Consider the following 25,950-nt stretch of genomic DNA (forward strand, 5'->3'; position numbering starts at 1 on the left):
TAAATCATGCAAGGAACAAAGAATCTGACTAAAGGGCCTATCAATCGCCAGTTATTTAATCTGGCGATACCTATTATGGCTACTTCCTTTATCCAGATGGCGTACAGCCTGACGGACATGGCATGGGTGGGCCGTTTAGGCAGCGAAGCAGTTGCTGCTGTCGGTGCAGTAGGTATACTCACCTGGATGTCCGGTTCCATAGCCTTGCTGAATAAAGTAGGTTCTGAAGTCAGCGTAGGGCAATCTATCGGGGCTCGTAGCGAACAAGATGCACGGCAATTCGCTTCGCATAATATCAGTATTGCCCTGCTCATTTCTGTATGCTGGGCAGCCCTGTTATTTCTATTTGCCGATCCTATCCTGCATATATTCGAACTGAAAGAGCATATCACACAGAATGCCGTAACTTACCTACGTATTGTCTCAACAGGATTACCTTTCGTATTTTTATCGGCCGCCTTCACAGGAATATACAATGCGGCAGGACGAAGCAAGACACCTTTCTACATCAGTGGTACCGGATTGATAATGAATATCATACTCGACCCGTTATTTATCTTCGGTTTTGGCTGGGGAACAGTGGGTGCAGCCCTCGCCACATGGTTATCCGAAGCTACAGTATTCGGTATTTTCATTTATCAGCTACGGTATAAAGACAATCTGCTGGGAGGCTTCCCTTTTCTTACCCGTCTTAAAAAGAAATACACCCACCGTATATTCAAGCTCGGGCTTCCGGTAGCTACGCTGAATACCTTGTTTGCCTTTGTCAATATGTTCCTTTCGCGTACGGCTTCGGAACAAGGGGGACATATCGGACTTATGGCTTTCACTACCGGAGGACAAATAGAAGCCATTACCTGGAATACCTCGCAAGGTTTCTCTACCGCATTAAGTACCTTCATTGCACAGAATTATGCTGCCGGAGAAAAATCAAGAGTAAAAAAGGCCTGGCGCACTACACTCTGGATGACATCTATATTCGGTACCCTATGCTCATTACTCTTCATTTTCTTTGGAAGTGAAGTGTTTTCCATTTTCGTACCCGAACCGGAGGCTTTCCGCGTAGGTGGTGATTTCCTGCGTATAGACGGTTATTCACAGCTCTTCATGATGCTGGAAATTACCATGCAAGGCGTATTCTACGGATTGGGAAGAACAATTCCACCAGCCATCATCAGTATATCGTGCAACTATATGCGTATACCCGTAGCCCTGCTTCTGGTACACATGGGAATGGGGGTAGATGCTATATGGTGGGCCGTAAGTGCAACCACCATTGCTAAAGGATTTATCCTCACACTCTGGTTTATATTTATAAAAAGAAAAATTCTCTAAAAATGGAGAAGAAAAAGCCTAAACATAACATCAACATATTTGTTATATATCTAACTTTGCATTACAAACATAGTAACATTTTTAAAAGAACAAATTATGAAAAAGATGAAAATTAGTGTACTGTTATTGAGCGGTGCTATATTATTAGGAAGTTGCAGTACAATGAACAATACCGCAAAAGGCGGTGTGATTGGTGGTGGATCAGGCGCAGCAGCCGGTGCTATCATTGGCGGACTTATCGGTAAAGGTAAGGGCGCAGCTATCGGTGCGGCTGTCGGTGCGGCAGTAGGTACAGGTGCCGGTGTTGCCATTGGCCATAAGATGGATAAGAAAGCTGCCGAAGCTGCCAAAATTGAAGGTGCACAAGTAGAGAAAGTAACCGATACCAACGGACTTGCTGCTGTAAAAGTAACTTTCGAATCAGGCATCCTGTTTGGTTTTAATTCATCAGCATTGAGCAATACATCAAAAGCTTCTTTGCGCGAACTGGCCCAGATTCTGAAGGAAGACCCTACAACGGACATTGCTATCGTAGGCCATACAGATAAAGTAGGTACTTATGAAGCAAACATGAAAGTTTCAAAAGACCGTGCATATACTGTAGAAAACTATCTGCAGGATTGCGGCGTTTCTCCTGCACAATTCAAGCAAGTGGAAGGCGTAGGCTACAATCAGTATGATGACAGCATGACAGCCAGTCAAAACCGTCGTGTGGATATCTATATGTATGCCAGCGAACAGATGATTAAGAACGCAGAAGCAGGTAAATAAGCTACAAGATACAAAGCTACGAGCTACAAGTTGCTACGCAATGTTTTTTAGGAAAAAGCAAAGATTTTGCTATCACACCTAAAAGCGTCCGTACTTGTAGCTCGTAGTACGTTACTAACCAACAAAAGCCACGGCAATAAATATGAAGAAGGTTTTGCGAATCCTACGCAATCTGATACTCTTTTTCTTTATCTCCACTATTCTCACAGTGGTGATCTATCGTTTTATTCCCGTTTACTTCACTCCCCTTATGGTTATCCGTAGTACCCAACAGATTTTTAAAGGCGAAAAACCGGTCTGGCATCACAGTTGGGTTTCTTTTGATAAAATCTCTCCTCACCTGCCGATGGCGGTAATCGCTTCGGAAGACAATCGCTTTGCTACTCACAATGGTTTCGATTTCATAGAAATAAAAAAAGCTATGAAAGAGAATGAAACACGAAAGCGGAAGCGAGGAGCCAGTACCATCAGCCAACAGACTGCAAAAAATGTATTTCTTTGGCCCCAATCTTCATGGACGCGAAAAGGACTTGAAGTTTACTTCACCTGGCTTATTGAGCTCTGTTGGTCGAAAGAACGGATCATGGAAGTATATCTTAACTCTATCGAAATGGGAAAAGGTATTTATGGAGCAGAAGCTACCGCCAAATACAAGTTCCACACCACTGCTGCTAAACTAACAGCAGGTCAAAGTGCATTGATTGCAGCAACCCTTCCTAACCCCATACGCTTTGATTCCGCACACCCGTCAGCTTACATCCTGCGCAGACAGTCACAGATATTAAGGTTGATGAAGTTAGTTCCCAAATTCCCTCCAACAGAAAAAGCAGAAAAGAAAGCAGCCAAGAAGCAGAAGACAGAGAGGAAGAAAAAGAAATAATCTGTGTATATTTGTGGCATTAATATCTACGGGATGAAGAAGGTCTTGCCATTGTTTTTAATTTGCATACTTATCTGTTGTGGAGCACATGCCCAACGTACAGAAGTTTATAATCCGCATATACATACGGTGCAGGTCATCGCCAACAACGACTATATGGCTCCTGCCGTCATCCGGTTAGGTGAAGGTGAAACTGTAGAAATCTCATTCGACCACCTCACGCACGATTACCATCGTTATCAGTATGTCCTCACACATTGCAATGCAGACTGGACCCCGTCCGACCTTTCCGAAACAGAATACCTGGATGGTTTCAATGATAATCCGATAGAGGATCACGATATTTCCGTCAACACTACTCTGCCCTACACACACTATCGCCTAACGCTTCCTAATGACCAGGTACGTCCCAAACTTTCCGGTAACTATCGTCTGGTGGTTTATGATGATGCAGAGGGCAAGAATAAACCCGCTTTCAGCACTTGCTTCCGGATATTGGAGAAAGAGGTAAACATATCAGCACAAGTCAGCAGTGATACAGAGATAGATCGTAACAAGACCCATCAGCAAGTCAGCTTCAGTATCCAGCATAAGGGATATCCCATTCGTAACCCTCAGAATGAAATCAAAGTGCACGTTTTACAAGATAATCGTACAGACAACGAAGTTACCAATCTTCAACCTTCTTACGTTGGTCCTGACCAGTTACGCTACGAACATAACCGTGCGCTGATATTTCCAGCAAGAAACGAATATCGCCGTTTCGAAATGGTGAGTACACGATATGCCTCACAAGGTGTGGAAAGTATCCGCTATCATGCCCCTTACTATCACGTCACGCTGCAACCGGACCTGCCTCGTCTACTCAATTATAGTTATGACCAGGATCAAAATGGACGTTTTGTAATACGGTATGATGAAGCGGTGGATAACAATACGGAAGCAGATTACTTCTTTGTACATTTCTCTCTGTTATGGGAGAATCCGCTTACAGAGGGAAAGTTTTATCTGCAAGGAGCTTTCACGTATGATGATTTTAATGAAGAGAATCTGCTGAAATATAATCCGGAGACTCACGCTTATGAGTGTGCCCGATTGCTGAAGCAGGGAGCATATAATTACCAGTATCTGTATGTAGCCCCCGGAAGTACAGTAGGAAGCACCGCACAGGCAGAGGGGAATTTCTATGAAACGGAGAATGAATATCTGATACTTGTTTATCACCGGCCTTTTGGAGAGAGGTATGACCGACTGATTGGTATGCAACAGGTTAGTTATAAATAAGAAGCTACCTAAACAGGTATAAGAAGCAAGCTAAACAGGTATTTACCCAGCTCATTTTGCATCTAAACAGTAAGTCTTATAGAGTGTTGACCTTGGTTAACAGGCCTGTCAACGTTGGTTAACAGAACCGTCAACCAACGTTGACAGATCTGTTAACCAACGTTGACACCCAATTATTCCTAAGAGCAAACGTTATATTCATTAGTCCTGAACAAAACAATCCCTTATATAAAACAAATGAATCAATAGCCTTTTAGTACGAATGCCCTCCGTCCTTCATCTCTTTCTCATCGATCTTATGTATATCAATGCTCCTCCAAGCATAGAAGATATACGCGAGCACAAACGGAACCAAGAAAGAAACATAGAACATCACCCTCAATGTAAACTCACTGGAACAGCTGTTTGCCAGCGTCAGTGAACTTTGCAAATCACTTGTAGAAGGATAATAAGCCGTATTATTGTAGCCCGCAACAAGCAGTAATGCCAACACTGTAAGTACCGTACCGATACCTGTAAACCAAATACCCTTATCAAATTTAGGCTTCAACAAACTCTTCCCAATACCAAAAAGCACTAGTACCACCCCAATAAGGAAAAGCACCAACACCACCGGCATTTCAATAAAGTTCGTCAGATACTTATAAGGCTCCATGAAGATTTCTCCCGTCTCCGGATTCACAGCATATCCATCCGCCAACAGTGTACGGATAACAAATGACAAAAAGAATACCAGGAACAACACCGAATTTCCTATCAGGGAACGACGGCTACGTGCCACCAAATCTTTATCATCAATATTATTAATAAAGTACAATGCACCCAAAATACGTGCAAGGAAGAATACAGCCAATCCCAACACTACATTCCATGGGTTAGCCAATGCATCCAGTCCGTGCCAGCCATTTGCCCAATGGCTGATAACAGGCATCACCGTATTCGTCATACTGGCTTTATTGATATAAAACTCCGAACCTGTAAAGAACGTAGCCACCGCACCACCCAGCAGTACCGGACCTACTACACCGTTAATCACCAGGAAAGTACGATATGTATTTTTTCCCAGCAGATTACCCGCCTTGCTCTGGAATTCATAACTGACAGCCTGCAACACAAAGCTAAACAGGATAATCATCCACAACCAGTATGCACCACCAAAACTCGTACTGTAGAACAATGGGAACGATGCAAAAAATGCACCGCCAAACGTAACTAACGTCGTAAATGTGAACTCCCATTTCCGCCCTGTAGAGTTAACCATCATCTTCCGATGTTCTTCCGTCTTACCCAGACAGAAGATAAGCGAATTACCTCCCTGCACAAACAGCAGGAATACAAGAAGGGCCCCCAGCAATGATACCACGAACCACCAATATTGTTGTAGAAAAACGTAAGACATGAACTTTAATTTTTAATTATTAATTTCTAATTATTAATTATTCTCCGGTCCTTTCTTTATTGCCTTCAACAGAATACCGATTTCTGCTATCAGCATAATAGTAAACAACACCAGGAAGATAAAGAATGTCGTCTGTACGGAACCCACATCCAGCTTAGAAATAGCCGCATTCACAGGCAACATATCCTGTATAGCCCACGGCTGACGTCCGCACTCTGCAACTACCCATCCGGCTTGTCCCGCCAGATAGCCCAACGGAATGGTCAGTAATGCAACCCAATGCATCCACTTCATCTTCGACAAATCACGCTTATATACCAGGAACAGTATTACAATAAAGAACAATATAAAGTAACCACCCAGCATCACCATCACACGGAAAGCATAGAATGTCAACGGTACATTAGGTACCAGATCATTCACATCCTTAATATATCCATAGCCGAAATAAGCTACATTTTCTTTCAACGTTTTGGCCGCTATCTTCGCATCTTCCTCGTTACCTGCCGACTTGGCATCACGATAAGCTGCCAATGCAGCAATTGCTGTCTTCCCACGCTCTATCTTCTCTTCTGCGGAAAGTGCTTTGGTACCGTCTTTCAATTCATATCCACCCTCCAACAAGTCTGTAATACCGGGTACAAATGCATCCATTTTTCTTTCAGCAAGCAAAGAGAGCATCTTTGGTATCTCCATCCTGAACAGGAAAGGAGCCTGTCCGTCATCGTATGTCTTCTTTTCAGGATTCAGCATACCGATTGCTACCAATCCGGCCCCTTGCTGCCCCTCGTAATAACCTTCCATTGCTGCCAGCTTCATCGGCTGCGTTTGCGCCACCTGATAACCCGACCCATCACCGGTCCATGCAGAAAGCACAGCCGAAACCAAACCTACCCAGGCAGCAATCTTTATGCTTGACAATGCAAACTTCTTATCCCGTTTCTTCAGCAGGAACCAGCAGGCAACACCTACCACAAATACAGCACCCAGCACCCAACCGGACAACACGGTATGGAAAAACTTATTTACTGCTGTAGGTGATAATGCTACTGCCCAGAAATCTACCATCTCATTTCTCACCGTATCAGGATTGAATTCCATCCCCACCGGATTCTGCATCCATGCATTCGCCACAAGTATCCACCAAGCAGATATTGTGGCCCCCAATCCCGTCAGCCAGGTAGATGCCAGATGGAATTTCCTGCTCACCTTATCCCAGCCAAAGAACATGACTGCAATAAAAGTAGCTTCCATAAAGAAAGCCAAAATTCCTTCGATGGCAAGTGGTGCTCCAAAAATGTCGCCCACAAACCAGCTGTAGTTACTCCAGTTGGTTCCGAACTCAAATTCAAGAATCAGTCCCGTGGCCACTCCCACGGCAAAGTTGATACCGAACAATTTCATCCAAAACTTGGCGGTGCGTTTCCAAAACTCATCCCCCGTACGATAATACATGGTCTCCATGATACCCATGATGACTGCCAGCCCCAATGTGAGCGGCACAAAAATCCAGTGATAAATGGCTGTCAGTGCGAATTGCGCCCTCGACCAGTCAATCAGAGAAGTGTCGATGTGTTCAAGCATAAGAAATCAAGTTATTAATTATGAAGTTATAAGTAATTTACAGTATTAAGCGCTGGTCAATCCGGAGTGGAAGAAGGAGGATCACCAAGAGCACGGTCAATAAGTTCCCTACTTACATATTCCTCTTTATCTTCGCCTACCGCAGACGAGTTTAGATAATTGGGGAAGAAGAATATACGCAATATGAAAAACATGATGAACAGTTTCACCAGAATAATGAACCACAGAGTTTTCCCGAGCGTCATACCCCGGAATCCATCGACGTAAAACCGCCAGATTTTCTGGATTGTATTCTTCATAATAGAGAAATTATAATCATTACAAATATAAAACTTTTATATTCTAAATAACAAATAAAAGGGCAAAAAGTTAGTTATCGACACAAAAAAGCATTCCGGCGTCGAAAAATTCCGAACCGTCTATCTATTTTGCAGGGCATTTTACGACACTGTATCTTCGCAAACGTAAAACAATATAGCATAACGAAGATATGAGAAACGTAAGAAGATTGACAGTGATAACACTCAGTGTGGCAAGCGCCTGTGTCGGCAGCACGACTCTGCAGGCACAGGATGCGACTCCCACTGCAGCGCAGGAAATCACAGTACAAAGTACTTCATCGCAAGACGATGCGGCGCTCCCCTCTCAGTGGGACTTGCAAACCTGCATTGACTATGCCCTGCAACACAACATCACCCTGAAGCGTAACCGTATCAGTGCGGAAAGCGCCGAAGTGGATGTGAAAACTGCGAAAGCAGCCCTGTTTCCCAGTTTGTCGGCAAGTGTCAGCCAACGTATCGTAAACCGCCCCAACAGCGAGACGAATACGATTATCGATGGTGACAACATCACCAGTAGCACCAGTAAGACGTCGTACAACGGTAGCTATGGTATTGATGCCAGTTGGACCCTCTACAATGGCAGCAAGCGCCTGAACACCATCAAGCAACAGAAGCTGAACAACCGCATTGCCGAACTCAATGTAGCCGAAAGTGAAAATTCTATCGAAGAGAGCATTGCACAAATATATGTGCAGATACTCTACGCTGCCGAAGCTGTTAAAGTAAATGAGAATACTCTTGCCGTCAGCCAGGCCGAACGTGATCGCGGACAACAGTTGCTGGAGGCCGGAAGTATCGCCAAGAGCGACCTCGCACAGTTGGAATCACAGGTCAGCACTGATAAATATCAGTTAGTGACGGCACAAGCCACCTTGCAAGATTACAAATTACAACTGAAACAACTTCTGGAGTTGGATGGTGAAAGTGAAATGAATCTCTATCTGCCTGCCTTAGGTGATGAAAATGTGCTGACGCCCCTGCCCACCAAAACAGATGTGTATCGAGCTGCTCTCACTTTCCGTCCTGAGATAGAATCGGGCAAGCTGAATGTACAGGCTTCCGATTTGGATATCAGCATTGCCAAAGCAGGATATATCCCTACACTGAGCCTCAGTGCCGGTATCGGTACAACGAACGCCAACGGCAATGATTTCTCCTTCTCCGAACAGGTGAAGAATAACTGGAACAACTCATTAGGTCTGACCGTAAGCATTCCTATCTTCAACAACCGTCAAACCAAAAGTGCGGTACAGAAAGCCCGCCTGCAAAAACAGACCAGCGAACTGGACTTGCAGGATCAGCAGAAGACCTTATACAAGACTATTGAAAGTTTATGGTTAGATGCCAATAGTGCACAACAACAATATGTAGCAGCTGCCGAGAAACTACGCAGTACACAGACAAGTTACGATCTCATTCAAGAGCAGTTCAACCTGGGCATGAAGAATACAGTAGAACTGCTGACAGAGAAGAATAACCTGCTCAATGCGCAACAGGAAACATTGCAAGCCAAATATATGGCTATATTGAATGCACAGTTATTGCGATTCTACCAGGGAGAAGGGATAAGGTTGTGATAGAATGATAAGGTGATAGAGTGATTAGTGATAAATAAAAGAAACGATATGAGCAAGAAGAAAATTATCAGTATGGCGGTCGGAGTCATCATTGTAGCCGGCCTAGCTATTTGGGCATTTGGCGGAGAAGCCCAAAAACGGAAAGTGGTATACGAGACGACTACTGTAAGTCGTAGCGACATTTCCAACTCTGTGACTGCCACAGGCACCATTGAACCGGTGACTGAAGTGGAAGTAGGTACACAGGTCAGTGGTATCATTGATAAGCTGTATGCAGATTATAATTCGGTAGTGACCAAAGGGCAACTCATTGCCGAAATGGATAAAGTGACCCTGCAAAGTGAGCTTGCTTCACAAAAAGCAACCTATGATGGTGCCAAAGCCGAATATGAATATCAACAGAAGAACTACGAACGCAACAAAGGTCTGCACGAGAAGCAACTCATCAGCGATACGGATTACGAGCAAAGCCTCTACAACTACCAGAAAGCCAAAAGTGCCTATGACAGTAGTAAGGCATCTCTTGCCAAAGCAGAACGTAACTTGTCGTACGCCACCATCACCTCTCCTATCGACGGCGTTGTTATCAGCCGTGATGTAGAAGAAGGACAGACAGTAGCTTCCGGCTTCGAAACTCCGACCCTCTTCACCATTGCTGCGGACTTGACACAAATGCAAGTAGTGGCCGATGTAGATGAAGCTGACATAGGCGATGTAGAAGAAGGACAACGTGTGAGCTTTACAGTAGATGCTTATCCGAATGATGTATTCGAAGGTAAAGTTACACAAATCCGTCTTGGAGCAACCAGCAGTTCAAGCAGTACCACTACATCTACCACTGTGGTAACTTATGAAGTAGTGATCTCCGCCCACAACCCTGATTTGAAGTTGAAACCGAGATTGACAGCAAACATTACAATCTATACACTGGATAAACAAGGAGTACTGAGTGTTCCAACAAAGGCTTTACGCTTTACACCGGCAGTTCCATTGGTAGGCAAGGATGCCGTAATCAAGGACTGCGAAGGAGAGCATAAGGTATGGACCCGTGAAGGAGATACGTTTACCGCACATCCGGTCAGCATCGGTATCTCTAACGGAATTATGACGGAAATTACAGGTGGCATCAATGAAAACACGCAAGTCGTAGCTGATGCAGTAATCAGCACAGGCAGCGGACAGGCAGCTGTAGCCGAAGGACAGGAAGGAGGAGAAAGAAGTCCTTTCATGCCTGGCCCTCCGGGAAACAATAAAAAGAAAAATAATAAGTAATCATATTATGAGTAAAACAGTCATAGAATTGCAAAACATCCGGCGTGATTTCCAAGTGGGCGAGGAAACGGTGCATGCCCTGCGTGGCATCTCCTTTTCCATTGCCGAAGGAGAGTTCGTCACCATCATGGGTACGTCCGGTTCCGGTAAATCGACACTGTTGAATACCCTGGGTTGCCTCGATACTCCTACCAGTGGAGAATACTTGCTGGACGGTATATCCGTACGTACCATGAGCAAGCCTCAGCGCGCCATATTACGAAATCGGAAAATCGGTTTCGTATTCCAAAGCTATAATTTGCTGGCAAAGACAACTGCCGTGGAGAATGTAGAATTGCCTTTAATGTATAATGCTTCTGTCTCAGCAGCCGAACGCAGACGCCGGGCCATAGAAGCTCTGCAAGCCGTAGGGCTGGGCGACCGTCTGGAACATAAATCGAACCAGATGTCGGGTGGACAGATGCAACGTGTAGCCATTGCCCGTGCCTTGGTAAACAACCCTGCGGTAATCCTTGCCGATGAGGCAACAGGTAATCTGGACACGCGTACTTCTTTTGAGATATTGGTTCTTTTCCAAAAACTACATGCCGAAGGACGCACCATTATATTCGTTACCCATAATCCCGAAATAGCCCAGTACAGTAGCCGGAACATTCGTCTGCGTGACGGGCATGTGACGGAAGACACGGTGAATACGAAAATTCTATCGGCAGCAGCGGCACTGGCAGCATTACCGAAAAATGATGAAGATTAAGAAATATAAATTATGAACGGAACAAACCTTTTCAAAATAGCCCTCCGCGCCCTTGCCAACAACAAGCTTCGCGCCTTCCTCACCATGCTGGGTATCATCATTGGTGTGGCCTCCGTCATCACCATGCTTGCCATCGGACAGGGTTCGAAGAAAAGTATCCAGGCACAGATATCGGAAATGGGGTCGAACATGATCATGATTCACCCGGGCAGTGATACGCGTGGCGGTGTCCGTCAAGATGCTTCTTCCATGCAGACTTTGAAACTGACCGATTATGAAGCATTACGAGATGAGACTAACTTTCTGGCAGCTGTCAGTCCAAACGTATCGTCCAGCGGACAGCTTATTGCCGGAAACAATAATTATCCTGCCTCCGTAAATGGTGTAGGTACCGAATACCTCGAAATTCGCCAGTTAAGTGTGGAAAGCGGCGAGATGTTCACCGAAGCTGACATCCAGAATGCAGCAAAAGTCTGTATCATAGGTAAGACTATTGTAGACAACCTCTTCCCTAACGGACAGAACCCTATCGGACATATTATCCGTTTCAATCAGGTTCCCCTACGTGTAGTAGGTGTGCTCAAAGCGAAAGGATACAACTCCATGGGTATGGACCAGGATGAAATTGTGCTGGCCCCCTACACCACCGTAATGAAACGCATGTTGGCCGTTACCTATCTTCAAGGTATCTTTGCCTCTGCCCTCTCCGAAGACATGACAGATTATGCCACGGACGAAATTACCACCATCCTGCGCCGTAATCACAAGCTGAAAGAAAATGATGACGATGATTTCACCATCCGTAGCCAGCAAGAACTCAGTACGATGCTGAATTCTACCACCGACTTAATGACTACACTTTTGGCATGTATTGCCGGCATTTCTCTGGTAGTAGGTGGTATCGGTATCATGAACATTATGTATGTCAGCGTAACCGAACGTACGCGTGAAATCGGTCTGCGTATGTCCGTAGGCGCACGTGGCGTGGATATTCTTTCACAATTCCTGATTGAGGCCATCCTTATTAGTATTACAGGTGGCATCATTGGAGTCGTCATCGGCTGCGGAGCCTCATTCATTGTGAAGAACGTAGCCCACTGGCCCATCTACATCCAGGCATGGAGTGTATTCCTCTCCTTCGCAGTCTGTACCGTCACTGGTGTGTTCTTTGGCTGGTATCCGGCTAAGAAAGCAGCAGATCTGGATCCGATAGAGGCAATCAGATACGAGTAAATGAAGAATGAAAAATGAAGAATGAAGAATTATGCTGCGCAGTCATATTTGTATGGAAATTCTTCATTCCTCATTCTTCATTTTTCATTAAAATTATTATTTTTGTAATATGATTATGCAAGAACCCAAAACACGCCGGATTGTAGAAGTCCTCATTCATATCATCGGATGGGGCATTGTTTTTGCCTTTCCATTTCTGCTGATGAACCGCAGTGGATTCACGGTTAGCTGGATAGACTACCTGCGTCATGGCAGTACAGTGCCGATATCGTTCCTTATCGTGTTTTATATAAACTACTGCTTCTTTATTCCCCGCTTTCTGTTTGAAGGACGAATTAAACAGTATATCATACTGAACCTCCTGCTTATACTTTGCACCGCTATTGGTGTACACTTCTGGCAGGATTTCATCTTCCATACCTATGTGAAGTCCACTCCTCCCAAGCGTCCCGGACCTCCCAGTTGGATATTTATTCTGCGCGACGTATTCTCAATGGTTCTCACTGTCGGTCTGGCAGCTGCTATCCGTATGAGCGGTCGCTGGATAAAAGTGGAAGCTGCCCGTCGTGAGGCAGAGAAAAGCCGTACAGAAGCTGAATTGAAAAACTTGCGTAATCAACTGAATCCGCACTTCCTGCTCAATACCCTGAACAATATCTATGCCCTTATCGCTTTTGACAGCGATAAAGCACAAGCTGCTGTCCAAGAGTTGAGCCGTCTTTTGCGCCATGTTCTCTACGATAACCAACAAAACTTTGTTGCCTTGGGCAAAGAAATGGACTTCATCCGCAACTATATCGAGCTGATGCGTATCCGTCTTGCCTCCAACGTGACCGTAGAGACCCAAATCGATGTCCGTGCCGATAGCCGTACGGAAATAGCCCCACTCATTTTCATCTCCCTCATAGAGAATGCCTTCAAACATGGCATCTCCCCTACTGAGCCCAGCTTTATCCGCATCCATTTCAGCGAAAGTCCCGGTCAGGTGTGCTGTGAAATAACCAACAGCTACCATCCCAAAAGCCAAGCTGATAAAAGTGGAAGTGGTATAGGGCTGGAGCAGGTACGGAAACGTCTGGAACTGACCTATCCCGGTCGGTATGAATGGAAGCAGGGAGTAAGTGATGACAGAAAAGAATATAAATCAATATTGGTGATAAGGTTATAAAGTGATAGAGTGATAAAGTAATATCACCCTATCACATTATCATTCTATCACTCTATAACCCTTAAATATTCAACATTATGAACTTGACTTGTGCCATAGTAGACGACGAACCGTTAGCTTTAGACCTATTGGAAAGCTACGTCAATAAGACCCCGTTCCTGACATTGGACGGAAAGTATTCCAGTGCCGTACAGGCTATGAAAGAGCTACCGGAGAAGCGAGTTGACTTGCTTTTCCTCGATATACAAATGCCAGAACTTAATGGCCTCGAGTTCTCTAAAATGGTAGATCCGCATACCCGTATCGTATTTAGTACTGCTTTTGAGCAATACGCTATCGATGGTTATAAAGTAAATGCCCTGGATTACCTGTTAAAACCAATCTCCTACGTAGATTTTTTGCAGGCAGCCAACAAAGCAGTGCAATGGTTTGAGCTATTACAGCAACCCAAAGAAGAAATTGAAAGTATATTTGTAAAAAGCGACTATAAGCTAGTACAAATAGAGCTTAAAAAGATACTTTATGTGGAGGGTTTAAAAGATTATGTTAAGATTTTTATAGAAGATAGTGCCCGGCCTATATTATCCCTTATGAGCATGAAATCAATGGAGGAATTATTACCAGCTTCCCGTTTCATGCGAGTTCACAGATCTTACATTGTCCAGAAAGAAAAAATAAGAGTTATTGACCGCGGACGAATTGTGTTCGATAAAACGTATATCCCCGTCAGCGATAGTTATAAACAGGTATTTCAGGCATTCCTAGATAAAAGGAGTTAGAATATAACATTCATTTGTCGATAAAATATCCGAATCTGTCGACAAAACATAATTTCCTATTGCATATTAAAAAATGTTTTTTTACCTTTGCATCGAACAGATAAAGGAAGTTGTGAAACTTCCCCCAATAGAATAGTTTAGTTAAGTCTAGTTTAGTTTTTGTGTGAAGCACTTCCTCCGTGAGCGAACGACAGGAAGTGCTTTTTTGTGTATCTCAACTATTCCACTCACTTTATTCCCAAAAATTGGAAAGGTTTTGCAGTAACAAACTCTTTAGCAGTATTTCCCGCATACGTCTTACCATCAAGGAGGTTCAACTTCCTGACGGGTGCTTTCTCTGAAAAATCCACATCCTTGAAGTCAACCCAGAATACATTGGGATATAAAGTAGATTCAAAGTAATAAACTTTATCCTTTTGATCGGAAACCGTTCTCCAACGCGTTGAAGATATGTTCGGCTGATCAGGAGTACTAATGCCAAACGGAACAGAAGTATTGCGTATCACGCTAAAAACACTGGCCAGTGCCGTACGTGTATCTTCGGTCTTAGGAATTGCATTAATATAGAATGAAGCCCTCACAAAACGGTCGGCAGCCCGGTTAGTGCCGGGTAAGAAGGTCGTTCCTCCAATAGTCTTCCAATAATCATCAAGTGCCAGTTGCTGGTCAAAAACGGGTGAATTGGTCATCACCTGATAGGACCTGTTATGGTGTATATTCAGCTTTCCATCTATATATTCAAAGATAGCATTATCACCCGTAGCATCTGAAATGGAGAGATGAAGAGTAGCCATACGTGTACCGTCAGGCATCATATCCGATACCACATCGAAGGTATTCTTTTCTATTTCGGAAACCGCTTCACTCACCGTTGCAAAATTATCAAGCATATATTGCACCCAGGCAGCTATGGACAAAGCCGGTTTTTCACCATTCCATTGAGGATAAGACGATTCTGCCAACCATAATAAATTAGCAACGAGTCCTTTCTCATTCATGCCGTCAGTGCTACATATATCATAAGCCGAAGTAACGACACTACCATATTTGGATTTCCAACGCATCGGGTCCTTTCCCACCTCTCCATTACGCTCCATGCCTCGCGGAAAGATCCAGATATTACTACGGGTATCTTCCTTCCAATCCATGGTACGGCCTGTTATCACCATATCTTTGTTTCCTTGATAAACTACACGTGTACAAGCCCTTACACGTTTCTGAGGTATTACTGAAAAGATAATCACAAGCGCGGTGATTAAAAATACATTTGTCTTACACATAATTATCTGATATTAAGTTGTTAGTAAGTATGAATACTAACAAAAGTACAGACTACAAAGTTCTTAAAAGAACCGGGAGACTATCTACCGGAAATAAATAAATATTAAAATTGAAAACAAACCACAAGAAATGCTGTTGGAAGGGGAAACTTAAAAACGATAACAGTTATGAATTACGGTATTAGTATCCTTTTCAGGGCTATCCCACTGCTGATGGCTCTCTTCTGTTTTGGCTACGGAGCCTTTGTGCTCGACATGGGGACGGACGTAAACCGATTTGTTGCCGGGCCCGTAGTATTTTCATTAGGAATGATATGCATTGCATTGTTTGCTACTGCAGCTACCATCATCCGGCAACTCATCCACACATACAGTACTGCGGCAAAATACGTATTGCCTATTCTCGGCTATCTGGCTGCAATAGTATGTTTCATTGGTGGAATGACTTATATAAATGACGGTATTACTGCCGCCCATTTCGTAGCAGGGCACGTCATTTGTGGAGTAGCATTTATCACCGCCTGCGTAGCTACCACTGCCACTGCATCCACCCGTTTCACTCTAATCCCACAAAACTCAAAACGAACGGATCATACCGTACCGGCAAAAGCTTTCTCATCTGCACAAGGAGATGCGCTGATTATTCTTGCTGTCATCTTTGCTGTAATTACATGGGTATGGACTTTCTGGCTATTAGGACAAAGCAGCACTCATGTTGCTTATTTCGTAGCCGGACATGTTATGGCAGGATTAGCTTGCATATGCACCAGCTTAGTGGCACTTGTAGCTACCATATCACGCCAGATACGGAACACTTATGCCGGTTCGGAACGAAAATGGTGGCCTGCCCTTGTATTGGCAATGGGTACACTTAGTATCCTCTGGGGACTTTGGATACTGACTGACATCGATCCTGATAAGTCCTCCATCGGATATATAATGATAGGTCTGGGTTTGGTTTGTTACAGCATTTCCAGTAAAGTGATCCTACTGGCAGTTATCTGGCGGAATGTCTTCAAACTGGCGAATCGCATTCCGCTTATTCCAGTACTCACTGCACTGACCTGCCTTTTCTTATCTGCCTTTATGTTTGAAATGGCGACACTGGACGACGTTTACTTTGTTCCTGCACGTGTATTGGCCGGATTAGGAGGCATCTGCTTCACACTGTTCTCCATCGTCAGCATCCTCGAAAGCGGGACATCCAACTCATAAATCACTCTCTCAATAATTGCTTTTATGGATGGGCTAAGGTTTTGCCAGCTCATCCATAAATACTTCTACATTCCATGCATGATGGGCTACATAGGCAGCCGGACCGGTATCACCCGAATCCAGAATATCCTGCACGACATTAGCCTTATTTCTGCCTGTAACGAAGAAGATCAATTGCTTGGCATTGAATAACAGACAGCCGGTCATAGCAATACGCTTCTGACCGTTGTAAGGATTCACACTCACCTCATAAGGATGAAAGGAAGAAAGTAAATGCTCCTGTCCGGGAAAAATAGACGAGGTATGTCCATCTTCGCCAGCACCGAGCAACACAATGTCAAGAGCCGGGAATCCATGCCAGAGAGATGCATGACAACGTACTACACTGGAGTAACGCTTCGCCTCATTGTCGGGACGATTGTTACCATCGATAGGAAAAATGTATTCCTCCGGCATATGAACCTTATCCAACAACAAACGGCGCATAGTGCCATAATTACTTTCTGAATCTTCGGCAGGCACACAACGTTCATCCACCCAATAGATGCGCATACGCAACCAGGGAGTGGCATCCTTGAACTCATCCGCCCACAAATCGAACATGAGCGAAGGCGTACTGCCTCCGCTGAATGCTATGTGGAAAATCTTTTGCGGCTCTGCCTCCATCAGACTTATGATGTGTTTGATAAGAGCTCGTGCCGTTTCAACAGCTGTACTATAGATATAAGTTTTCATAACTCACAATATTGATCAGTGTTCGTTAAGTTTTTACACGGATTGGTCCAGTCAGCACCATGTTCGTGCATCATAGCTTCACTCTCCAGAGGTCCCCAGGTTCCGACGGGATAGCCATAGAGAGGTGCATCCGGATATTCGTTCCAATAGCGCAATACCGGATCGAAGAAACGCCAGGAAGCTTCGACGGCATCACTACGAGTGAAAAGGGTCGGATCACCCTGAATACAGTCTTCTATCAGGCGGGCATAAGCATCACCTGTAGCCTTTCCGCCCAATTGGTCATAACTGAAATCCATCATCACCTGCTTCACATCGAATCCCGGACCGGGCACTTTCATACCAAACTTCAGTACGATGCCCTCATTGGGTTGCAAGCGAAGGATAAGTTTATTAGCCCGCGGACAATGTCCGCCATGGCAATGAAACATCTGATGCGGTGTCTCACGGAAATGCACTACAATCTCCGTCACCTTCGTAGGCATCTGCTTTCCTGTGCGGATGTAGAAAGGTACACCACTCCAGCGCCAGTTATCGATACCGATTTTCATGGCAATGTAAGTTTCAGTGCGCGAGTCGGCAGGAACGTTCTTTTCTTCACGGTAGCCCTTTTTAGAACCGGAAGCCGTATATTGCCCGCGGACTATATGTTCATTCAAATCTTCATCCGTCAGAGGTTTCAAGGATTCATAGACCTTCACCACTTCATTACGGAAATTGTCAGCCGTAAAAACTGCAGGAGGTTCCATAGCGGTAAGAGCTACCAACTGGATAAGATGGTTCTGAACCATATCCCGCAAAGCTCCTGTTCCATCATAGAAACCGCCACGCTGTTCAATACCCAGATTCTCTACTGCAGTAACTTCTATATAATCGATATAATTACGGTTCCACAGCGGTTCGAAGATGCCGTTGGCAAAACGGAAAGCAAGAATATTTTGAGCTGTTTCTTTACCGAGAAAATGATCGATACGATAAATCTGGTGCTCCTCAAAGACGGAAGCATATATTTTGTTTAGTTCTTGTGCTGACTTCAGGTCGTAGCCGAAAGGTTTCTCAACGATGATACGGGTATGCTTACGATTCAATCCGGCTTTTTTCAGATGCAGGGGAATAACTCCATAAAGTGAAGGAGGCGTAGCAAGATAGAACAGCAAATTATCCGGAGCTTTCTCACCTGTGATTTCCTGTAAACGCTTGCCCAACATTTCGTAACCTTCTTCTTTGGCAGGATCTATGCTGAGATAATGTAAATGAGTACAGAATTCCTTCATCCCTACTTCAGCGGGAGTGACAAAATGTTCCAGTTCATTCAATATATAGTCACGGTAAGTATCATCCGCGTAGTCTGTGCGCCCAATTCCTAAAATGCTAAACTCTTCCGGCAACCGATTATCTTTATAAAGAGAGTAGAGTGCCGGCATAAGTTTGCGCTTCGTCAGGTCACCCGAGGCGCCGAATATGATCATTACAAATTTACTCATTTAATTTAGTGATTAGTGGTTAGTGATTAGTAGTTAGTGACTACACATTATATGTACCTGATTTTGTATCTCCGCCATGTCCGGTCCAGTTCTCATGGAAGAATTGCCCGCGAAGTTCATCAGTACGTTCGAAAGTATGTGCACCAAAGTAATCGCGTTGTGCCTGAATCATATTGGCAGGTAACTTCGCAGATACCAGTGAATAGAAATAGTTCAGTGCAGAAGAGAAAGCAGGAACAGGGAGTTCTTCTTTCATTGCATGAGCTACAAGATGCTTCCAACCCGAAAGCAATTCTTTAATTTCATCCCGGAAGTAAGGAGCAAGCAGCAAGTGTTTCGGCTTCTGTGATGCTTCAAAAGCTGCAGCTATGTCATTCAGGAATACACTACGGATAATACAACCACCACGCCACATACGGGCAATGGATGCCAGATCGAGATCCCAACCGAAAGTATCGGATGCCTTTTGCAATACAGCAAATCCTTGTGCATAAGATACCAATTTGGAAGCATACAAGGCCGAATAAATATCCTTCACCAGTTCCGGTTTATTATATACCACTTGCGAACGCTGGCAAGCGAATTGCTTGGAAGCCGCTTCACGCAGATTTTTCTGTGCCGAAAGGCTACGCTCAAAAACAGCCGTAGCAATCAGTCCCAAGGGCATTCCCAGTTCCATAGCATTGATAACAGACCATTTACCAGTACCTTTCTGTCCGGCAGTATCCAAAATCTTATCAATCAGATATCCACCTGCCTTATCTTTATGGCGTAAAATGTTGGCAGTGATTTCTATCAGATAACTGCGCAATTTACCCTCATTCCAATGAGCAAATACAGAAGCCATCTCTTCATTATCCAGTTGCAATAGATTCTTCATCACCCAGTAGGCTTCGGCAATCAGCTGCATATCGCCATACTCGATACCATTATGTATCATCTTGACAAAGTGTCCCGAACCAGCCGGCCCAATCCAATCACAGCAAGGAGTACCATCGGCAGCACGTGCAGCGATACTTTGCAGAATGGGTTTCACTTCATCCCAGGCAGTAACAGAACCACCCGGCATAATAGAAGCACCATTCAGCGCCCCTTCTTCTCCGCCGGAAACACCAGCTCCGACAAAACGAAAACCTTTCTGTTCAGCCAATGCCACACGACGATTGGTATCTTCGTAATTTGAATTTCCACCATCTATTAGTATGTCTCCCGGAGAAAGATACGGAAAAAGCTGTTCCATCAACTCATCTACCGCATTGCCCGCACGAACCATCATCATGATTTTGCGCGGTGTAGAAATGGACTCCACAAAATCGGGTATTTCAGTATATCCTTCAATAGTCTTTCCTTTGGCACGGCCATTGGTAAAGCGTTCTACCACACCTTCTTCTACTCCCGGAACGGTCCGATTATACACGGATACGTGCCATCCCTTATCTGCCATGTTCAAGGCCAGATTCTCCCCCATTACGGCAAGTCCAATTAAGCCGATGTCTGTCTTTTGTTTGTTTTTGGTCATAACTTGCATTTTTTTGTTATTGTTTCATTGAAATGGAAACAATATGCCAAGGGCATTTGTTCGTATGAATTTCGAATAAAAATCGTACTTTTGCAAACATGACTACATTTCACCTGAAAAACTTAAATACAGATTTATGAAAAAACTACATATCGGACTACTGCCGCGTATCATAATAGCCATAGCATTGGGCATTCTTTTGGGTAATTTTCTTCCCGGAGGTATGGTACGCTTTTTCGTTACGTTCAACAGTATTTTCAGTGAGTTCCTGAACTTCTCCATACCACTTATTATTGTAGGGTTAGTGACAGTGGCAATTGCCGATATTGGTAAAGGTGCCGGAAAACTATTATTAATTACAGCACTGATTGCTTATGGGGCAACCTTATTTTCCGGTTTCTTGTCTTACTTTACTGGTGTAACAGTATTTCCTCACCTGATAGAACCCGGAGTTCCGCTGGAAGAAGTCAGTGAAGCGCAAGGCATATTGCCTTTCTTTTCTGTTGCCATACCTCCGCTGATGAATGTTATGACAGCTCTGGTATTAGCTTTCATGTTAGGACTTGGGCTTGCTCAACTGAAAAACGATACGTTGAAGAATGCTGCACGCGATTTCCAGGAAATTATAGTTCGCATGATCAGTGCAGTCATTCTGCCATTGCTCCCTATTTACATATTCGGTATATTCCTTAATATGACACATTCGGGACAGGTATTCTCCGTATTAATGGTCTTCATAAAGATAATCGGTGTGATCTTCCTGTTGCATATCTTCCTTTTAGTGTTCCAGTATTGCATAGCTGCACTATTCGTCCGTAAGAATCCCTTTAAATTATTGGGACGGATGATGCCTGCCTATTTCACCGCCTTAGGTACACAGTCTTCTGCTGCCACTATTCCTGTCACATTGGAACAGACTAAAAAGAATGGGGTATCATCTGACATAGCAGGTTTTGTGATTCCACTTTGTGCTACGATACATCTATCCGGAAGTACGCTCAAGATAGTTGCATGCGCCCTTGCCTTGATGATGATGCAGGGTATACCTTTCGATTTCCCACTATTTGCCGGTTTTATTTTCATGCTGGGAATCACCATGGTAGCGGCTCCCGGAGTTCCTGGTGGTGCTATCATGGCATCTTTGGGTATATTGCAGTCCATGCTTGGTTTCGATGAATCGGCACAAGCATTGATGATTGCGCTCTACATTGCGATGGATAGCTTCGGTACTGCCTGTAATGTAACGGGAGACGGGGCGATTGCGTTGGTAGTGGATAAGATATATAAATGAAAAAAGTTTTGTTTTCTCGTAAAAAACAACGAATTTTGTCCTCTTAAAATCAATTTATAACGAAGCCTACAATATGAAAACAGCTCTAATCTCCGGAATAACAGGTCAGGACGGTTCGTTTCTTGCCGAATTCTTATTACAAAAAGGATATGAAGTTCACGGTATTCTCCGCCGTTCATCCTCATTCAATACAGGACGTATCGAACACTTGTACTTCGACGAATGGGTGCGCGACATGAAACAGAAACGTACTATTAACCTGCATTACGGCGATATGACGGATAGCAGTTCGCTCATTCGAATCATTCAGCAGGTGCAACCGGATGAAATCTATAATCTTGCCGCACAAAGTCATGTAAAGGTATCTTTTGATGTACCGGAATACACAGCTGAAGCGGACGCCATTGGTACACTCCGTATGCTGGAAGCTGTCCGCATCCTGGGCATGGAGAAAAAAACAAAGATTTATCAGGCATCTACTTCGGAACTCTACGGAAAAGTACAGGAAGTTCCTCAAACGGAAACAACGCCTTTCTATCCCCGTAGCCCGTACGGAGTAGCCAAACAATATGGTTTCTGGATTACCAAAAACTACCGCGAAAGTTATGGAATGTTTGCCGTAAACGGTATCCTTTTCAATCATGAAAGTGAACGCAGAGGTGAGACATTTGTAACCCGCAAGATTACGCTGGCTGCTGCACGCATAGCACAAGGTTTTCAGGATAAATTGTATTTAGGTAATCTGGACGCACGCCGTGACTGGGGATATGCGAAAGATTATGTAGAGTGTATGTGGCTCATTCTTCAGCATGATACACCGGAAGATTTCGTGATTGCCACAGGAGAAATGCATACTGTTCGTGAGTTTGCCACACTCGCCTTCAAAGAAGTAGGTATTGAACTGCGTTGGGAAGGTGAAGGTATCGAAGAAAAAGGCATTGATGTGAAGACAGGCAAAATCATTGTAGAAGTAGATTCAAAATACTTCCGTCCTGCCGAAGTTGAACAATTGCTGGGTGATCCTACCAAAGCCAAAACACTTTTGGGCTGGAACCCAAGACAAACCAGCTTTGAAGATCTCGTGAAGATTATGGCAACGCATGACATGAAGTTTGTGAGAAAGCTGTATCTGAGATCACAAGAGAATTAATACATAAAACTTAAAATATAATGTTAGACAAAAACGCCAAAATCTACGTAGCAGGTCATCGTGGCCTGGTAGGTTCTGCAATCTGGAAGAACCTGCAAGATAAAGGATATACCAATCTTATTGGCAAAACCCACAAAGAAGTCGACTTACTGGACGCCATTGCCGTTCGTAGATTCTTTGATGAAGAACAACCGGAATATGTATTCCTTGCTGCCGCTTTCGTAGGCGGCATCATGGCAAACAGTATCTATCGTGCCGATTTCATCTACAAGAACCTGCAAATACAACAGAACGTCATCGGAGAAAGCTTCCGCCACAATGTAAAGAAACTCCTCTTTCTGGGCAGCACTTGCATTTATCCACGCGATGCCGAGCAACCCATGAAAGAAGAAGTACTTCTTACCTCTCCCCTGGAATACACCAATGAACCCTATGCCATAGCTAAGATTGCCGGACTGAAAATGTGCGAAAGCTTCAACCTGCAATACGGTACGAATTATATTGCTGTAATGCCTACCAACCTCTATGGCCCGAACGATAATTTCGATCTGGAACGCAGTCATGTACTTCCTGCCATGATTCGCAAGATACACCTTGCCCACTGTCTGAAACAAGGTGATTGGGATGCCATACGCAAAGACCTGGATCTCCGTCCCGTAGAAGGCATTGACGGAACCGGCAGCAAAGAGGATATTCTCACCATTCTTGCTAAATACGGTATCAGTGACAATGAAGTGAAACTTTGGGGTACCGGTACACCGCTTCGCGAATTCCTTTGGAGCGAAGAAATGGCAGATGCCAGTGTATTCGTCATGGAACATGTAGACTTCAAAGACACCTATAAACCAGACGATAAAGACATTCGTAACTGCCACATCAATATAGGTACAGGTAAAGAAATCTCCATCCGCAACCTTGCCGAACTGATAGTTTCTACTGTAGGCTACAAAGGCCAACTGAGTTTCGATAGTAGCAAACCGGACGGCACCATGCGTAAACTGACCGACCCTTCAAAACTACATTCTCTGGGTTGGCACCACAAAGTAGAAATAGAAGAAGGCGTACAACGCATCTATCATTGGTATTTAAAATCGTAAATATTTCAATAGTCCTGGCCATATTTTAATATGCCAGGGCTAAATTATATACATATCCCGCTTTTTTTAGCTAAAAATTTGCTTTCTTTTGATAAAGCCTTATATTTGCACAAATTTCAAATAAATGTGCAATATATAATATCATGGAACAAAGCTTTATCGCCTACATTGAGAATAGTATTAAAGAGAATTGGGACCTTGATGCCCTGACAGATTATAATGGCGCTACCCTACAATACAAAGATGTAGCCCGCAAAATAGAGAAAGTACATTTAATCTTCGAAGCAAGCGGTATTAAAAAAGGCGATAAGATAGCCATCTGTGGACGTAATAGTTCACACTGGGGAGTCACCTTCCTTGCCACACTTACCTACGGAGCGGTTGCAGTTCCTATCCTTCATGAGTTCAAAGCGGACAATGTACACAACATTGTCAATCACTCCGAAGCCAAATTACTCTTTGTGGGCGACCAGGTATGGGAAAACCTCAACGAATCTGCCATGACTATCCTGGAAGGCATCATTCTGATGACAGACTTCTCCATTCTCATCTCACGCACACAGAAACTGGATTACGCCCGTGAACATCTGAACGAACTGTTCGGCAAGAAATATCCCAAGAATTTCCGTAAAGAACACATTAAATATCACAAAGATCAGCCCGAAGAACTGGCAGTCATCAACTATACTTCCGGAACGACGAGTTATTCCAAGGGGGTAATGCTGCCCTACCGCAGCCTGTGGTCCAATACGGCATTCGCATTCGAAGTATTGCCATTGAAAGCCGGAGACAAGATTATCTCCATGTTGCCAATGGCACACATGTACGGGTTGGCATTCGAATTCCTGTACGAGTTCTCAGCAGGATGTCAGATCTACTTCCTAACCCGCATGCCAAGCCCCAAAATCATTTTCCAGGCATTCTCGGAAGTGAAGCCCCACCTTGTAGTGGCTGTACCGCTTATTATAGAAAAGATCATTAAGAAGAACGTGCTTCCGAAACTGGAAACACCTACCATGAAGCTATTGCTGAAAGTTCCCATCATCAATGACAAGATTAAAGCAACTGTACGCGAAGGAGTAGTCAATGCTTTCGGCGGGCGTTTTGCAGAAGTCATCGTAGGCGGTGCCGCTTTCAATCAGGAAGTAGAACAATTCCTGCACATGATAGAATTCCCCTACACGGTAGGTTATGGGATGACAGAATGTGGTCCGATTATCTGTTACGAAGACTGGTCACGCTTCAAACCGGGTTCCTGCGGTAAGGCGGTTCCGCGTATGGAAGTGAAAGTCCTTTCTTCCGATCCGGAAAATATACCGGGGGAAATCGTATGCCGCGGACCGAATGTTATGCTTGGATACTATAAAAATGAAGAAGCCACACGTGAAGCAATCGACGCTGACGGTTGGCTGCATACAGGCGACCTTGCACTAATGGACGCCGAAGGGAATATCACCATCAAAGGACGCAGCAAGAATATGTTGCTCGGTTCCAGTGGACAAAATATATACCCCGAAGAAATAGAAGATAAGTTGAATAACATGCCGTACGTTGCCGAAAGTATTATCGTGCAGCAGAATGAAAAGCTTGTCGGACTGGTATATCCGGACTTCGACGATGCCTTTGCACACGGCCTGACTACCGCAGATATAGAACGGGTCATGGAAGAAAACCGTGCCACGCTAAACACCATGTTGCCTGCATACAGCCAGATATTCAAAATGAAAATCTATCCCGAAGAATTTGAGAAAACTCCAAAACGCTCCATTAAACGATTCTTATACCAGGAAGCAAAGGGATAA

Annotated in this window: 22 protein-coding genes; 15 read left to right on the forward strand and 7 right to left on the reverse strand. The window is 44.2% G+C overall.

All coding sequences use genetic code 11. From position 1 onward, the window contains the following. Positions 1 to 6 precede the first annotated feature (6 nt). From BWI44_RS20260 to BWI44_RS20275, 4 genes are all read left to right on the forward strand, one after another. The gene (locus BWI44_RS20260) at positions 7 to 1,335 is read left to right on the forward strand and encodes an MATE family efflux transporter (protein WP_195209191.1); all 1,329 of its coding nucleotides are present in this window, start codon (positions 7 to 9) and stop codon (positions 1,333 to 1,335) included. 96 nt (positions 1,336 to 1,431) lie between these two features. Next, positions 1,432 to 2,106, forward strand: a complete 675-nt coding sequence (locus BWI44_RS20265) for an OmpA family protein (RefSeq protein ID WP_007663451.1) — start codon at positions 1,432 to 1,434, stop codon at positions 2,104 to 2,106. 142 nt (positions 2,107 to 2,248) lie between these two features. Continuing rightward, positions 2,249 to 2,986, forward strand: a complete 738-nt coding sequence (gene mtgA, locus BWI44_RS20270; RefSeq protein ID WP_195209190.1) for a monofunctional biosynthetic peptidoglycan transglycosylase — start codon at positions 2,249 to 2,251, stop codon at positions 2,984 to 2,986. Between the two features lie 33 nt (positions 2,987 to 3,019). Continuing rightward, a complete protein-coding gene (locus tag BWI44_RS20275; protein WP_195209189.1) occupies positions 3,020 to 4,270 on the forward strand; it encodes a type IX secretion system plug protein in 1,251 nt (416 codons plus the stop codon). Positions 4,271 to 4,523: 253 nt separating this feature from the next. On the opposite strand, the gene BWI44_RS20280 is transcribed toward BWI44_RS20275, so the two are convergent. Genes BWI44_RS20280 through BWI44_RS20290 form a run of 3 tightly spaced genes read right to left on the reverse strand, consistent with a single transcriptional unit; the run spans position 4,524 to position 7,552 of the window. After that, positions 4,524 to 5,669, reverse strand: a complete 1,146-nt coding sequence (locus tag BWI44_RS20280) for a cytochrome d ubiquinol oxidase subunit II (protein ID WP_195209188.1) — start codon at positions 5,667 to 5,669, stop codon at positions 4,524 to 4,526. A 33-nt stretch (positions 5,670 to 5,702) separates the two neighbouring features. Then, on the reverse strand, positions 5,703 to 7,253 hold the full coding sequence (locus BWI44_RS20285) for a cytochrome ubiquinol oxidase subunit I (protein ID WP_115501788.1): 1,551 nt from the start codon (positions 7,251 to 7,253) through the stop codon (positions 5,703 to 5,705). 56 nt (positions 7,254 to 7,309) lie between these two features. Continuing rightward, a complete protein-coding gene (locus BWI44_RS20290) occupies positions 7,310 to 7,552 on the reverse strand; it encodes a DUF4492 domain-containing protein (protein WP_118216498.1) in 243 nt (80 codons plus the stop codon). 191 nt (positions 7,553 to 7,743) lie between these two features. Between BWI44_RS20290 and BWI44_RS20295 the strand changes: the two genes are divergently transcribed. From BWI44_RS20295 to BWI44_RS20320, 6 genes are all read left to right on the forward strand, one after another. Next, entirely contained in the window at positions 7,744 to 9,171 is a 1,428-nt protein-coding gene (locus BWI44_RS20295) for a TolC family protein (RefSeq protein WP_044534137.1), read from the forward strand. A 48-nt stretch (positions 9,172 to 9,219) separates the two neighbouring features. Continuing rightward, entirely contained in the window at positions 9,220 to 10,443 is a 1,224-nt protein-coding gene (locus BWI44_RS20300; protein ID WP_195209187.1) for an efflux RND transporter periplasmic adaptor subunit, read from the forward strand. A 7-nt stretch (positions 10,444 to 10,450) separates the two neighbouring features. Then, on the forward strand, positions 10,451 to 11,197 hold the full coding sequence (locus BWI44_RS20305; protein ID WP_007663465.1) for an ABC transporter ATP-binding protein: 747 nt from the start codon (positions 10,451 to 10,453) through the stop codon (positions 11,195 to 11,197). Positions 11,198 to 11,209: 12 nt separating this feature from the next. Beyond that, the gene (locus BWI44_RS20310) at positions 11,210 to 12,430 is read left to right on the forward strand and encodes an ABC transporter permease (RefSeq protein WP_007663470.1); all 1,221 of its coding nucleotides are present in this window, start codon (positions 11,210 to 11,212) and stop codon (positions 12,428 to 12,430) included. 109 nt (positions 12,431 to 12,539) lie between these two features. Further along, on the forward strand, positions 12,540 to 13,598 hold the full coding sequence (locus BWI44_RS20315) for a sensor histidine kinase (protein ID WP_118423012.1): 1,059 nt from the start codon (positions 12,540 to 12,542) through the stop codon (positions 13,596 to 13,598). A gap of 77 nt (positions 13,599 to 13,675) precedes the next feature. Continuing rightward, complete coding sequence (locus BWI44_RS20320) at positions 13,676 to 14,377, forward strand: LytR/AlgR family response regulator transcription factor (RefSeq protein WP_195209185.1); 702 nt, start codon at positions 13,676 to 13,678, stop codon at positions 14,375 to 14,377. A gap of 227 nt (positions 14,378 to 14,604) precedes the next feature. On the opposite strand, the gene BWI44_RS20325 is transcribed toward BWI44_RS20320, so the two are convergent. Continuing rightward, positions 14,605 to 15,657: a linear amide C-N hydrolase gene (locus tag BWI44_RS20325; RefSeq protein WP_195209184.1), complete on the reverse strand. Its 1,053-nt coding sequence runs from the start codon at positions 15,655 to 15,657 to the stop codon at positions 14,605 to 14,607. Between the two features lie 168 nt (positions 15,658 to 15,825). Here BWI44_RS20325 and BWI44_RS20330 point away from each other — a divergent pair, with 168 nt between their 5' ends. Continuing rightward, the gene (locus tag BWI44_RS20330; RefSeq protein ID WP_115501783.1) at positions 15,826 to 16,872 is read left to right on the forward strand and encodes a DUF2776 family protein; all 1,047 of its coding nucleotides are present in this window, start codon (positions 15,826 to 15,828) and stop codon (positions 16,870 to 16,872) included. Between the two features lie 33 nt (positions 16,873 to 16,905). Here BWI44_RS20330 and pgl read toward each other — a convergent pair whose 3' ends face one another. Genes pgl through gnd form a run of 3 tightly spaced genes read right to left on the reverse strand, consistent with a single transcriptional unit; the run spans position 16,906 to position 20,619 of the window. Then, entirely contained in the window at positions 16,906 to 17,607 is a 702-nt protein-coding gene (gene pgl, locus BWI44_RS20335; protein ID WP_007663488.1) for a 6-phosphogluconolactonase, read from the reverse strand. Then, entirely contained in the window at positions 17,604 to 19,091 is a 1,488-nt protein-coding gene (gene zwf, locus BWI44_RS20340) for a glucose-6-phosphate dehydrogenase (protein ID WP_007663490.1), read from the reverse strand. The genes pgl and zwf overlap by 4 nt, the downstream gene beginning before the upstream one ends. Before the next feature lie 40 nt (positions 19,092 to 19,131). Further along, entirely contained in the window at positions 19,132 to 20,619 is a 1,488-nt protein-coding gene (gnd, locus tag BWI44_RS20345; RefSeq protein WP_044532057.1) for a decarboxylating NADP(+)-dependent phosphogluconate dehydrogenase, read from the reverse strand. Positions 20,620 to 20,746: 127 nt separating this feature from the next. Here gnd and BWI44_RS20350 point away from each other — a divergent pair, with 127 nt between their 5' ends. The 4 genes from BWI44_RS20350 (at position 20,747) to BWI44_RS20365 (ending at position 25,950) form a co-directional block, all read left to right on the forward strand. Further along, a complete protein-coding gene (locus tag BWI44_RS20350) occupies positions 20,747 to 21,901 on the forward strand; it encodes a dicarboxylate/amino acid:cation symporter (RefSeq protein ID WP_195209183.1) in 1,155 nt (384 codons plus the stop codon). Between the two features lie 73 nt (positions 21,902 to 21,974). Then, on the forward strand, positions 21,975 to 23,051 hold the full coding sequence (gene gmd, locus BWI44_RS20355; protein ID WP_138292558.1) for a GDP-mannose 4,6-dehydratase: 1,077 nt from the start codon (positions 21,975 to 21,977) through the stop codon (positions 23,049 to 23,051). Between the two features lie 20 nt (positions 23,052 to 23,071). Continuing rightward, entirely contained in the window at positions 23,072 to 24,148 is a 1,077-nt protein-coding gene (locus tag BWI44_RS20360; protein ID WP_115501778.1) for a GDP-L-fucose synthase family protein, read from the forward strand. Positions 24,149 to 24,291: 143 nt separating this feature from the next. Continuing rightward, positions 24,292 to 25,950 carry an AMP-binding protein gene (locus BWI44_RS20365; RefSeq protein ID WP_195209182.1) on the forward strand — a complete coding sequence of 553 codons (1,659 nt, stop codon included), beginning with the start codon at positions 24,292 to 24,294 and terminating at the stop codon, positions 25,948 to 25,950.

This window comes from Bacteroides sp. Phil13, assembly GCF_001940965.1.
In the GTDB taxonomy this organism is placed as follows: Bacteria; Bacteroidota; Bacteroidia; order Bacteroidales; family Bacteroidaceae; genus Bacteroides; species Bacteroides intestinalis.